Annotated in this window: 16 protein-coding genes; 4 read left to right on the forward strand and 12 right to left on the reverse strand. The window is 69.3% G+C overall.

The window, feature by feature from the left end:
• Positions 1-60: 60 nt before the first annotated feature.
• From DACI_RS13035 to DACI_RS13060, 6 genes are all read right to left on the reverse strand, one after another.
• A complete protein-coding gene (locus DACI_RS13035) occupies positions 61-570 on the reverse strand; it encodes a phage tail protein (RefSeq protein ID WP_012204521.1) in 510 nt (169 codons plus the stop codon).
• Positions 554-1,120 (reverse strand): DUF2514 family protein, encoded by a 567-nt coding sequence (locus DACI_RS13040; protein WP_012204522.1) that lies wholly within the window; start codon positions 1,118-1,120, stop codon positions 554-556. Before DACI_RS13040 ends, DACI_RS13035 begins: the two co-directional genes overlap by 17 nt.
• Positions 1,120-1,701: a glycoside hydrolase family protein gene (locus tag DACI_RS13045; protein WP_012204523.1), complete on the reverse strand. Its 582-nt coding sequence runs from the start codon at positions 1,699-1,701 to the stop codon at positions 1,120-1,122. The genes DACI_RS13040 and DACI_RS13045 overlap by 1 nt, the downstream gene beginning before the upstream one ends.
• Positions 1,698-1,964, reverse strand: a complete 267-nt coding sequence (locus DACI_RS13050) for a hypothetical protein (RefSeq protein ID WP_012204524.1) — start codon at positions 1,962-1,964, stop codon at positions 1,698-1,700. Before DACI_RS13050 ends, DACI_RS13045 begins: the two co-directional genes overlap by 4 nt.
• Before the next feature lies 1 nt (position 1,965).
• Positions 1,966-2,169: a tail protein X gene (locus tag DACI_RS13055; protein ID WP_012204525.1), complete on the reverse strand. Its 204-nt coding sequence runs from the start codon at positions 2,167-2,169 to the stop codon at positions 1,966-1,968.
• Positions 2,170-2,554: 385 nt separating this feature from the next.
• Positions 2,555-2,773 carry a hypothetical protein gene (locus DACI_RS13060; protein ID WP_012204526.1) on the reverse strand — a complete coding sequence of 73 codons (219 nt, stop codon included), beginning with the start codon at positions 2,771-2,773 and terminating at the stop codon, positions 2,555-2,557.
• Between the two features lie 428 nt (positions 2,774-3,201).
• Here DACI_RS13060 and DACI_RS13065 point away from each other — a divergent pair, with 428 nt between their 5' ends.
• The 3 genes from DACI_RS13065 (at position 3,202) to DACI_RS13075 (ending at position 6,052) form a co-directional block, all read left to right on the forward strand.
• Entirely contained in the window at positions 3,202-4,218 is a 1,017-nt protein-coding gene (locus DACI_RS13065; protein WP_012204493.1) for a tyrosine-type recombinase/integrase, read from the forward strand.
• 119 nt (positions 4,219-4,337) lie between these two features.
• On the forward strand, positions 4,338-4,745 hold the full coding sequence (locus tag DACI_RS13070) for a helix-turn-helix domain-containing protein (protein ID WP_012204494.1): 408 nt from the start codon (positions 4,338-4,340) through the stop codon (positions 4,743-4,745).
• Positions 4,745-6,052, forward strand: a complete 1,308-nt coding sequence (locus DACI_RS13075; RefSeq protein WP_012204495.1) for a type II toxin-antitoxin system HipA family toxin — start codon at positions 4,745-4,747, stop codon at positions 6,050-6,052. Before DACI_RS13070 ends, DACI_RS13075 begins: the two co-directional genes overlap by 1 nt.
• Before the next feature lie 26 nt (positions 6,053-6,078).
• Here DACI_RS13075 and DACI_RS13080 read toward each other — a convergent pair whose 3' ends face one another.
• The 6 genes from DACI_RS13080 to DACI_RS13105 form a co-directional block, all read right to left on the reverse strand.
• Complete coding sequence (locus tag DACI_RS13080; protein WP_012204496.1) at positions 6,079-6,285, reverse strand: helix-turn-helix transcriptional regulator; 207 nt, start codon at positions 6,283-6,285, stop codon at positions 6,079-6,081.
• 34 nt (positions 6,286-6,319) lie between these two features.
• Positions 6,320-6,568 carry a hypothetical protein gene (locus DACI_RS13085; RefSeq protein ID WP_012204497.1) on the reverse strand — a complete coding sequence of 83 codons (249 nt, stop codon included), beginning with the start codon at positions 6,566-6,568 and terminating at the stop codon, positions 6,320-6,322.
• A 21-nt stretch (positions 6,569-6,589) separates the two neighbouring features.
• Positions 6,590-8,569, reverse strand: coding sequence for a replication endonuclease (locus DACI_RS13090; protein WP_012204498.1), 1,980 nt, complete (start codon positions 8,567-8,569; stop codon positions 6,590-6,592).
• 4 nt (positions 8,570-8,573) lie between these two features.
• Entirely contained in the window at positions 8,574-9,026 is a 453-nt protein-coding gene (locus DACI_RS13095) for a hypothetical protein (RefSeq protein WP_012204499.1), read from the reverse strand.
• 108 nt (positions 9,027-9,134) lie between these two features.
• Positions 9,135-9,458: an ogr/Delta-like zinc finger family protein gene (locus DACI_RS13100; protein ID WP_012204500.1), complete on the reverse strand. Its 324-nt coding sequence runs from the start codon at positions 9,456-9,458 to the stop codon at positions 9,135-9,137.
• 61 nt (positions 9,459-9,519) lie between these two features.
• Positions 9,520-9,741, reverse strand: a complete 222-nt coding sequence (locus tag DACI_RS13105; protein ID WP_225971082.1) for a hypothetical protein — start codon at positions 9,739-9,741, stop codon at positions 9,520-9,522.
• An 86-nt stretch (positions 9,742-9,827) separates the two neighbouring features.
• Between DACI_RS13105 and DACI_RS13110 the strand changes: the two genes are divergently transcribed.
• A complete protein-coding gene (locus DACI_RS13110; RefSeq protein WP_012204502.1) occupies positions 9,828-10,160 on the forward strand; it encodes a helix-turn-helix domain-containing protein in 333 nt (110 codons plus the stop codon).
• The last annotated feature ends 31 nt before the right edge of the window (positions 10,161-10,191 follow it).

Consider the following 10,191-nt stretch of genomic DNA (forward strand, 5'->3'; position numbering starts at 1 on the left):
CGTGGCGCACGCTGCCACATGCGGCCCGACATGCAGCCCGGCATGGAGCAGGGCCACGCCTCAGCGCGGGTCGTAGTTCCACTCGGCCACCTTCTCGCCGAACAGGAACAGCTCCCACAACTGGCGCTGCGCAATGTCGAGCTGGCCTGGCGGCTCGGGCTTGTAGATCAGGTCGAAGGCGCCGGGGTTGCCCTCGCGCGGGCGCGCCAGTACGGCCTCCACCAGGTCGATCTCGATGGCGAGCTGCTGCGGCTGCGAGGCGGCTGCAGGGTCCGTGGAAGGAGGCGCAATGTCGAAGCGGATCGCCTGCTCGCGCCTTTCGGCATGGTCGAACAGGTCGGGCTGGTGGCGCCGCGCCCAGACCAGCAGCGGCACGGTCACGGCATCGATGCTGCCGGTGAAGTCCGCAATCACCAGGCTCAGCGTGTAGCGGTATTCCCAGGAAAGGGACGGCGTGCCCGTGTTGACCACACGGCCCCTCTGGATGGTGAAACGGATGTTCCGCGGCGACTGTTGCAGCTGGGGCAGGGCAGCGACGAGCGCGTCGCGCAGGCTAGCGGGCTTGAGCATGGCGTGGGTCCTGGGTCATGGTGCTGGTCAGGGCGCTGGTCAGGGCGAGCCCGGCGTCGTAGGCGCGCTCGCAGGCGCTGCCTCGGTGGCGGGCGTCGTCAGCAATGCGCGCCAGCGCTCCCGCTCGCTCGTCAGCGCGGCGCTGCAGCTCGGCGAGCAGATCGAGGGCTGCGGTGTCTGGCGCGCACTGTCCGGCAGCGGCGCGAGCCTGGGCGGCGGCACGGTGGGCGGTGATGTAGTCGGCGAGGTCGCCGCGCAGCCGGCCAGCAGCAGCGCGGGCAGCATCGGCATCCGCCGCAGCGCGCGCCAGGGCCAGGTCCGTGTCGCGTGCAAGAAAGTCGAGGCGTTCACGGTAGGCTCCTTCCCGTTGTCGATAGCGTTCGGATGCGTGCAGCGCGGCGGTGGCAGCGGCCTGGCGGTCGGTCGCCAGATCCGTGCGTGCCTGCGCCGCATCGCGCTCGGCACCCAGCCGCGCCAGCGACTGCCAGACCAGCAGCGCCGCCAGCAGCAGGGCCAGCAGCTGCCAGGCATGGGTTTGCAGGCGGTCCATCAAGGCTGGGCCTCCATGCAGGCCGCGTGGCGCGCCTGCTGGCGTGTCCACACGCCGCGGCATACCTTGTTGCCGGGTGCCGAGCAGTCAAAGCGCCAGCGCGCGGGCCGGCCTGCGCCATCCCATCGATAGGCGCTGAAGCCCTGCAAAGGCTGGGTGCTGGTCATGAATCGCCAGGACAGGTAGGACTGGCAGGCGCCGGCGTAGTCGCCGGCCCGTGTCCTGGCCAGCATCGAGGAGCCGCGCCAGGCCCCGCAGCCGTATTGGCCTGCGAAGTCCACCGCCTGGGCGAACTCGGCCGGGTGCACTCGCGTGTCACCCAGCGAATCGCGCACGCAGGCGCCGTACTGCTGCTCCAGCAGGTTGATGGCCAGCTCGCGCGCCCGTTCGCGGGTGATGGGCGGGTCGGCCAGGGTCACGCGTGTGCCGTCCTCGTAGCGCGTGGCGCCGTGGCCGATGGTGGGCACATCGCCGCGAACCGGGATGATCGGATCTGCGCTGAAGCCTTCTGCGGCAATCCAGGCCGCGAGAATGGCCGCGCCAATGCCCAGTCCTGCCGCTGGCATGCGGGCCGTGCTCATGGGGCCGCTCCGGTGTCTGTGGCGGTCGAAGACGCCTTCCTGCGCGCAGCGTCCTCGGCCTGGCGCGCGCGCCGGTCCTCGCGCTCATTGCGCCAGCGCCACAGCAGATACGCGGCCTGCAGCAGCACGTAGACGATGGTCAGCGCGGTGGCGGTATGGGTCATGGTCCAGCCATTGGCCACGTTCGCGGCCACGACGGTGACGGGAGGCGCGGCCTTGGCGCCTTCCAGGGCAGCGGTCCTGACGATGGTTTCTCGGTCCATGTCAATCCCAGAAACTGATCAGGGGCAGGCTGGGCGCCTGGGCAGGTTCGGTCAGCTCGACGGCCAGGCCGGCGGGCAGATGGGGGCCGTGGGCCGGCAGGCCCGGGTTGCGCTCCAGCGTGGCTTCCACCACGCCGCGCGTGGCGCCCAGCTGGCGCATGCACAGCTCGTCCAGCGTTTCGTATTCACGGGCAATGGCCAGCATCAGGCGCGCTCCCTGTGTGCAGGGTCGGCGGGAGCGGCGGCACGGGCCGGTGGCGGTATCGCCTGATCCGGCGCGGGAAAGGGAATGGCAAGACTCACTGAAGCTCCTCGTGGGCCGGCCCGCGCGGACCTGTTCCTGGTGCACCTGCCATGCGTGTGGCTGCGGATGCCGGGAACGCCTCAGGCCACCGGATCGCGGTAGCACCAAGCAGGCGGTATGCCGGGTCCGGCGCGCGGGCCGGGTATGAATGCCATGTTTGCCGACGGGAGCAGGCCCGGCAATCGCTGCAGCCTGTGCGCGCTGCGGGCACGCCAGCGGCCATGCCGAATGCAGAAATGACAAGACCCCGCAGGGCGGGGTCTTGTCATGGTGCGGGTGAGAGGGTCTAGCAGCGCTTGCTGCCAACTACCTGGCTGCGATGCAGATGGTCGGACAGGTCACCCGCCGCCGCGCTGAGCTTGCGTGACACGGGCAGCAGCAATGCGGTAATGGCCGAGGCGTGCACGGCCGTGCCCCGGGCTGCAGCCAGCAGCTCGCAGATGGCGGCCACTTGCTCGCTGGCGCTTTCCACATCGTCCCTGACCGTCTCAATCTGGTGCTGCATCGCGTCTTCTTTCTACTGTATGCACATACAGTATAGGTCGAATGACCAGATGTTTCAATTTGATGTGACCCTTTTTCATCTGCTGATTGGCGATGACTGGCAGGGCCTTTGGTCGGGCTGCGCGCATGTTGGGCTGACGTGTGCCGGGCGGCCTCCGAAGCTCTTTGCTGGCCCGCACGGATCCCGCGCAGTGAAGGCAAGTGATTGTTTTTGAATGGATAACGACCCGCCCCCCGCGCACCACGCACCAACGCCGCTCAACTGCGGCGAACACTGCTCAAGCCCGCTTCCTGTAGAGGAGGCGGGCTTTTTTTCTGGGTTCTGGGGGCAAAACGGAACGGGTTGAAACCGGCACAAAACAGCGCAAAATCACATCACAATCCCGCGCAGATCCCGCTTGTGATCCCGCGCGGGCTGCAGGAGGTGGGATGGCGTATTTCCGGAAGGTGAAGAACGGCTGGCGGGCCGAGGTGGAGCGCGCGGGCATCCGGCGCACCGCCACGCGGGCGACCAAGGCCGAGGCGCAGGGCTGGGCCGTGGCCGAGGAGGCGGCCATTCTGGCCGGTGCGCGCGGGGAGTTTCCGCGGCGCACGCTGGCCGAGGCGGTGGAGCGCTATCGGCGCGAGGTCACCGACAAAAAGACGGCCAGCACGGCGCGGGCCGATCATTTGCGCTTTGATGCCTGGCTGCGCGAGTTTCCCGAGCTGGCCTCCAAGGTCTTCCACGAGATCACGGGCGACGACCTGGCGCGCTGGCGCGATGCGCGGCTGCAGCAGGTCTCCGGCGCCAGCGTGCTGCGCGAGGCGCAGCAATTCCGTCCGATCTGGACGCTGGCGGTCAAGCAGTGGAAATGGGTGGGCAAGAGCCCCTGGCCCGAGATCAAGCTGCCGGCCAAGTCCCATGCGCGCCGGCGCACGGGGCAGTGGAGCGAGGTGCGGCGCATGCTGCGCTCGGCCAATGTCTCGCCGCGCCTGGCGCCTGTCACCGCCATGGAGCAGACGGCCTGGACCATGCTGGTGGCCCTGCACACGGCCATGCGCAGCGGCGAGATCCTGCGCATGGGCCGCAGCAATGTGGATCTCAAGCGCCGGGTCTACCACCTGCCGCACCACAAGACCGAGGCCAAGGTGGGCGAGCGCCATGTGCCGCTGACGCGCCGTGCCGTGCGCCTGCTGCGCGTGCTGGACGCCGCCGCCGAGGCTGCCGGGCGCGACGCCTACTGGACCATCAGCGACGCCAGCCGCGACACGCTCTACCGCAAGCTGCGCGACCGGGTGATGGTGGAGGGCCTGCGCTTTCATGACCTGCGAGCCACGGCGCTGACCTGGCTGAGCAAGCGCGTGGATGTGATGACGCTGGCCCGCATCAGCGGCCACGTGGATATCAACGAGCTGTTCAATACCTATTACCGGGAGACGGCCGAGGACATAGCGGCACGGTTGTAGGCAGGATGGCTGCCAGGAATATCACTCTAATATGATATGTTGACAATATTATTCTGGAGTGATAATTTCAATTCATCATCTTGAGATGATATTTTGAATGCCCTGGCCAGGAGAACACCATGGACCACCTGTTGCAACTGCCCGATCAGCTTGCGCTGCACCTGAAGTCGCTGCGCAAGGCCGCTGGCGTGAGCCAGGCCCAACTGGCACAGCGGCTGGGCGTGTCCCAGTCGCGTGTGGCGGCGATAGAGCGTGACCCGGCCGCCATCAGCGTGCGCCAGCTGATGGAGATCCTGCAGCTGCTGGATGCCGATCTGCTCATGCGGCCCAGGGCGGATGCGGTGGCTTCTCCTGCGTCTGCACCTATGTCTGTGCCTGCGCCTGCTGCGTTGAGGGTGGCCGAGCCAGCTCCACAACCGTACGCGGGTGACAACGTGCCCCGCAAGCCCGCCGACCGCCCCGTGGCCTTCAAGCCGCAGGCGCTGCCGCCGCACTGGCAGGACCGCAAGCCGAAAGGGTCCTGGTGATGGCGGCGCTGGGCGTCTGGATGAATGGGGAGCGGGTGGGCACCTGGGAGGTCACGCGCACGGGCCGCCATGTGTTCGCCTATGACCCGGCCTGGCCGCAGAGCGCGCATGCGCGGCCGCTGTCGCTGTCCATGCCCTTCACCCGCGACCTGACGGTGGCGGGCGAGGTGGTGGCCCATTATTTCGACAACCTGCTGCCGGACGGCGAGGGCATTCGCCGGCGCATTCACCAGCGCTTCGGGCTGCGCGGGATCGATGCGTTTTCGCTGTTGGAAGCCATTGGCCGCGATTGCGTGGGGGCCGTGCAACTGTTGCCCGAGGGGGCCGTACCCGAAGGGTTCGATCAGGTGCGGTTCGAGCCGCTGAGCGAGGCGCAGATTGCAGAGCACCTGGCCAGTCTGGGTGGCGGGTTTGGTGCGCTGGAGGTGGACCAGGAGTTCCGGCTGTCCATTGCCGGTGCGCAGGAGAAGACGGCGGTGCTGCGCCATGGCGGCCAGTGGTGCCGCCCGCTGGGCGCGACGCCGACCACGCATATCCTGAAGCCGGCCATCGGCGTGGTGCCGCACTGGCACTACGACCTGAGCGAGTCAGTGGCCAATGAGTGGCTGTGCGCCCGGCTGCTGGCCGAGCTGGGCTTTGCCGTGGCCGACAGCAGCATCGAGACCTTTGGCGGGCAGCAGGTGCTGTGCGTGGAGCGCTTTGACCGCGCCTGGACGGCCCAGGGCTGGATTGCGCGTCTGCCCCAGGAAGACTTCTGCCAGGTGCGCGGCGTTGCCAGCGCCAACAAGTACGAGACCCACGGCGGGCCCGGCATGCTGCAGTGCCTGCAGGTGCTGCAGCATGGCAGCGAGCCTGCCCAGGATTGCGCCCGCTTCGTGATGGCCCAGCTGGCGTTCTGGCTGCTGGCGGCCACGGACGGGCATGCCAAGAATTTCTCGGTGTTCCTGCAGCCGGGCGGCGGCTATGAGATGACGCCGCTGTACGACGTGCTGTCGGCCTGGCCCATCATCGGTCACGGCCACGGCAAGATTGCCCGCCAGCGCGCCAGGATGGCCATGGCCCTGCCGGGGCGCAGCCGCCACTACCGCCTGGCCGAGATCCAGCGCCGCCACTGGAAGGCCCTGGCCGAGACCACGCGCATCGCAGGCCTGTGGGAGAGCATGGTGGAGATGGTCGAGGCGCTGGACGGCGCCATCGACCGGCTGCAGCCGCGCCTGCCGGCCAGCGTGCCGCAGCCTATGGCCCGGCAGATCTTCGACGGGGCGCGCGACCAGGCTCGCCGCTTTCTTGCGGGCAGCGATCACTGAGCGCACGGCGATGGCCTGGTGCCGGCTCACCGGCGCCCCTCGGCCCAGGCCTTGACGTCGGCCATGCGCCAGTAGCGGATGCGGCGGCTGGCGTTGATGAAGGGCTTGGGAAAGTCCGGGCGCTTGGTCAGGCGCGCGGTGACGTGCTCGCGGCTCAGGCCCAGGTAGTTGGCGATGCCCTGGGTGTCCAGGCGCGGGGCGCTGTGAAAGAGTTCCATGTTCTGTTGCGTCATTGCGGTGTTCTCCGATGTCGTGTCCGGTGCTTGATCAGGGGTGGCGCGTCGTGATGGACTTGCCTGCCTTCTTGCGCTCCACACGTTCAACTCGCTCGACTCGCAGCACGGGCCGGCCGCTGGCCAGCAGGGCGCAGGCCTGGGCGTGGCTGGCGCTGGCCGCCTTCAGGCGCAGCACGGGCAGCAGGCGGGCGTCGGCCAGTTGATCCAGCTGCGCTGCGTCCACGCCGTGGGGGATGAGGGTGGCGCGGTAGCTGCGCAGGGCGGTGATGTTGTGGTGCATGGTGGGTCCTCCTGGGGTGGATCAGCTGGTCAAGAAAGGGTGGTTGGATGGCGTGGCGCCGGATGCGGGGCGGTGCAGCACGGAATCGGGCGCGGAAGGGTTGGCCCGGTCCTCGCGCTGGTGCCCGCCGCGGCCGATGAGGGCGCGCAGCGTGTGGCCCGTGAGCCGGGCCGTACAGTTATTGAAACCAGTCCAAGCGCGCGCCAGCGGCGCGCGGGCGGGCAGGGCGGGCGGGGCGGGCGGGGCCGTGTCGGCGACCTCGGCACCCTCGGCGCCCTCGACGCTTTCTGCACCGTGGTTTTCCTGGAACTCCAGCGTGGCGCGAGCCACGCTGCGCCAGGCGATGCGGCGCGAGACCAGCCACTGGCCGCGCCGGGTTTCCAGGCCCACCACGCGGCCGCAGCCGGGCGCGATGGCCTCGCCGTACTGGTTGACGGCGCCGGCGGGCACGGGGCGGCGTGCCATGCGCAGATGCCAGCGGTCGCGGGCCAGGCAGTGGCCGCCCATGGCTTCCATGTAGAGGCGCCAGTCGGCGGGGATGTCGGGCCCGTGGCGGTGGCTGGCGCCCCAGGCCTTCCAGCTGGCCTTGTCGCCGTCGATGCGGATCTGTTCGACCTGGTCCTTGCTGACACGGCGCAGCTCGCGCCAGACGCAGACGCTGGGCATGCCCACGGCCTGGAACTGGCGAATGCCCCAGCAGGCGGCCCAGGCGTCCACGCGGCGGTGGCCGGGCATGCCGCCCTGCTCCACATCCCACAGGCGGCCCTGCACCACGTCGAGGTGGTCGGCCAGGGCCGCATGGCCCACGCTCTTGGCGATGTACTTGGCCACGTAGCCGGCAGCGCCGCCGCCGGTCATGCGCTTGACGTTGACGCGGTTGCGCTGGGCACCGCGCTCGTCGCCATCTTCGCTGAGCCACCATTTGCGGATGGCGGCCTCGATGTGCCGGGCGTGCTCCTCGCACTCGGCCCAGACCAGGGCGTGCCAGTGCGGCGTGGCGTCATGGTGCGGCTCGGCCACGCGGATGCCGTACATGGCGATGCGCTGGCGGCCCAGGTGAGATCGCACGCGCGCCCACATGGTGCGCAGCCACAGCTGGGCATCGCGCGGCGTGCTGCGGCCGTCGTAATGGGGATTGGGGCGCGGCCGGCCGCCGCTGCCCAGCGTGACGGCGTGAAAGCGGCTGGGCGCCGTCAGCGTGAGAAAGAGACCGACGTGGCTGCGCGCGTCGGCATATTCCTCTGCGCCGCGGATGCGCGTCATCAGCTCGCCGCCACGGATCACGGGGTTGGCCGGCGACAGCGCGGCCAGCTCGGCCAGGGTGAAGACCTGGCCGGCCTCGTTTCGGTAGAGGCTGCGCTCCAGCGCGCGGGCGTTGCGTTCGATCTGCGCGGTGCGCCGGCGCACGGTGGTATTGCTGGCATAGCCGCCGGCGCTGCGGTTGACGATGCCCAGCTTGACGGCGCCAGCCTCCACGGTGCGCGTGACGTGGCGGCGCAGCATGCGGCGCCACCAGGCGGCATCCAGCGCGCGGCGGATGGCGGGCTCGCCGGCCAGCGGCGTGCTTTCCTGCAGGCCCAGCATGCGCAGCATCAGCCGCACCAGGTCCACGCGTGCGGCCAGGTCCATGTTCTGGGCCTGGGCGCCGGCGTCGAGCTCACCGACTTCGTCGCTCAGGCGCCTGGCCATCTGGCAGATCTCGTAGTCGTCCAGATTCCATTCGGCCGCACGGCCGTGGCGGCTGGCAAAGTCGTCAATGGCGGCCAGCGCGTCGTGGCAGGCGGCCCATTCGGGCTGGCCGTTGGCGTGTTGCGCGCCCTTTTGCCAGTCGCCCAGGCCCAGCAGCTTCATGGGCTGCAGCCACTGCGGCGGCAAGGCTTTTTCCAGCGCCTGCATGGCGCGCTGGACCATGTGGGGGCGGGGCTTGTGCTGGTCCCATTGCTGCAGGCTGGCGGTGCGCAGCCTGCGGCCGGTGGATTTGGCGGCGAGCAGGACGGACATGGGCTCAGGTCCTCAGGGCCAGCGCGCGCAGCGGCAGCAGGCAGCTGCGCAGCGCGCGGATCTGGCGGCGGATGGCGTCGCGCTCGGGCGGCGGCATTTCGCGCCAGTCGCGCAGGGCCAGCTCCTCGATCTCGCCGTCTATGCCCGCCAGCAGCACCAGGGCCATGCGGTAGTGGCTGGCCAGGCCCGCCCATTCGCGGCTTTCGGCGCTGCCGCAGCGGCCATTGGCGCAGCGCTGCGCGGCCTCGCGCTGCAGTTCGCGCAGGCGGATGCGGCAGTCCTGGACGCTCAGGCGCTGGTAGGCCTCGGGCAGCGCGGGCGGGTCCTCGGGCCGGTATTCGGGCGCGGGCGCATCGTCTGCCCGCAGCAGTCGCATCAGATCGGAAAGGCGCAGGTCGCCGAGCTTCATGGTCTGTCCAGGTCGTTTCAGGGTGAGCGCATCCCGCAGGGCCTTCATGCAGGCTCCGCAGGTTGCGGGAAAGGGGGTGGGGTGGCGGCGGTGCAGGCGGGCTGCCCGCGCGCCGGGTGGGGCGCCGTCAGGAGCGGCGAAGGCGCCCCGGCCGCGCTAGCTGCGCGCGCCTTCGCTGGATTGGGCGGATTCGGCCGCCTGGGCTGCGCGGTGCGCTGCGCCTTCGTATTGCGAGGACGGCATGGCGTCCAGCTGGGTCTGCAGCAGCTTGCGCTTGATGTGCGTGCTCATCGGCAGGATCACCATGGGGTTGGGAATGGCGCTGGGGCTGATGGTGCGGTTGATCTCGGTCACCGCCGAGAACACATGGCCGCACTCGAAGTTGCGGCACTGGAAGATGGTCTCGCGGCTGGTGCTGGTCAGCTGCAGGCTGGTGCGGGTGTAGGCGTGTTCGTTGCAGTGGGGGCACATCATGCGCATGGCAGGCTCCTGGGGGCAGTTGGGATCGAAGACAAGGCGGTGAACAGGTCGGCGCGGGTGGCTATCGCGCCTGATCGGCCTGGGGCAGCGGCGGCATCTGCTGCTCGTACTGCTGCATGCCCATGCGGTACAGCTTCAGCGCGAAGTTGGAGGCGCTGCGGCTTTCACGGCTGGCATAGCGGGCGTGGCGTTCGCGTTCGGATGCCGTCATGCGCAGTGGCACGGGCCTGTCATGAAGCACCGGAGCCGCAGGGATACCGGGCACGGCTCTGGGGGAGTGCATGGCTGTCATGTAGTATTTGGGATGGTTTGGATGGTTTGGTTACACGCTGACTGCATCATTGCTCGAAATTTCGAGCATGTCAATTGATGAATAGAAGAAATTTCGATCACATCGGTGAAAGGCTGAGGCAAGAGCGTCTGCGTCTGGACGTGGCGCAGCTCGCCATGGCCGACGCCTGCGACGTCTCGCGCGGCACCCTGGCCACCTGGGAGAAGGGCGAGCAATCGCCCAATGCGGCCGCCCTGGCCGTGATGGCGGGCCTGGGCGTGGATGTCCTGTATGTGGTCACGGGCCAGCATGCGAACGCATCGGTCCAGACCCTGGCGCCCGACGAGCGCGAGCTGCTCGATTGCTACGGCCGGGCCGACGATTCGGGCCGCGCCGCCATCATGGCCGTGGCGACCCTGGCCGCGCGTTGAACGGCCTGCGCCGGCCGCTCCAGGACGCGCT

Origin of the sequence: Delftia acidovorans SPH-1, assembly GCF_000018665.1 — a bacterium.
Lineage (GTDB): Bacteria > Pseudomonadota > Gammaproteobacteria > Burkholderiales > Burkholderiaceae_C > Comamonas > Comamonas acidovorans.

Coding starts and splice junctions, on each gene's coding strand:
- DACI_RS13090 (WP_012204498.1), bottom strand. CDS start 8,569: ATGTCCGTCCTGCTCGCCGCCAAATCCACCGGCCGCAGGCTGCGCACC.
- DACI_RS13095 (WP_012204499.1), bottom strand. CDS start 9,026: ATGAAGGCCCTGCGGGATGCGCTCACCCTGAAACGACCTGGACAGACC.
- DACI_RS13055 (WP_012204525.1), bottom strand. CDS start 2,169: ATGCTGGCCATTGCCCGTGAATACGAAACGCTGGACGAGCTGTGCATG.
- DACI_RS13105 (WP_225971082.1), bottom strand. CDS start 9,741: ATGCACTCCCCCAGAGCCGTGCCCGGTATCCCTGCGGCTCCGGTGCTT.
- DACI_RS13045 (WP_012204523.1), bottom strand. CDS start 1,701: ATGAGCACGGCCCGCATGCCAGCGGCAGGACTGGGCATTGGCGCGGCC.
- DACI_RS13100 (WP_012204500.1), bottom strand. CDS start 9,458: ATGCGCATGATGTGCCCCCACTGCAACGAACACGCCTACACCCGCACC.
- DACI_RS13110 (WP_012204502.1), top strand. CDS start 9,828: ATGAATAGAAGAAATTTCGATCACATCGGTGAAAGGCTGAGGCAAGAG.
- DACI_RS13075 (WP_012204495.1), top strand. CDS start 4,745: ATGGCGGCGCTGGGCGTCTGGATGAATGGGGAGCGGGTGGGCACCTGG.
- DACI_RS13065 (WP_012204493.1), top strand. CDS start 3,202: ATGGCGTATTTCCGGAAGGTGAAGAACGGCTGGCGGGCCGAGGTGGAG.
- DACI_RS13040 (WP_012204522.1), bottom strand. CDS start 1,120: ATGGACCGCCTGCAAACCCATGCCTGGCAGCTGCTGGCCCTGCTGCTG.
- DACI_RS13080 (WP_012204496.1), bottom strand. CDS start 6,285: ATGACGCAACAGAACATGGAACTCTTTCACAGCGCCCCGCGCCTGGAC.
- DACI_RS13070 (WP_012204494.1), top strand. CDS start 4,338: ATGGACCACCTGTTGCAACTGCCCGATCAGCTTGCGCTGCACCTGAAG.
- DACI_RS13035 (WP_012204521.1), bottom strand. CDS start 570: ATGCTCAAGCCCGCTAGCCTGCGCGACGCGCTCGTCGCTGCCCTGCCC.
- DACI_RS13060 (WP_012204526.1), bottom strand. CDS start 2,773: ATGCAGCACCAGATTGAGACGGTCAGGGACGATGTGGAAAGCGCCAGC.
- DACI_RS13085 (WP_012204497.1), bottom strand. CDS start 6,568: ATGCACCACAACATCACCGCCCTGCGCAGCTACCGCGCCACCCTCATC.
- DACI_RS13050 (WP_012204524.1), bottom strand. CDS start 1,964: ATGGACCGAGAAACCATCGTCAGGACCGCTGCCCTGGAAGGCGCCAAG.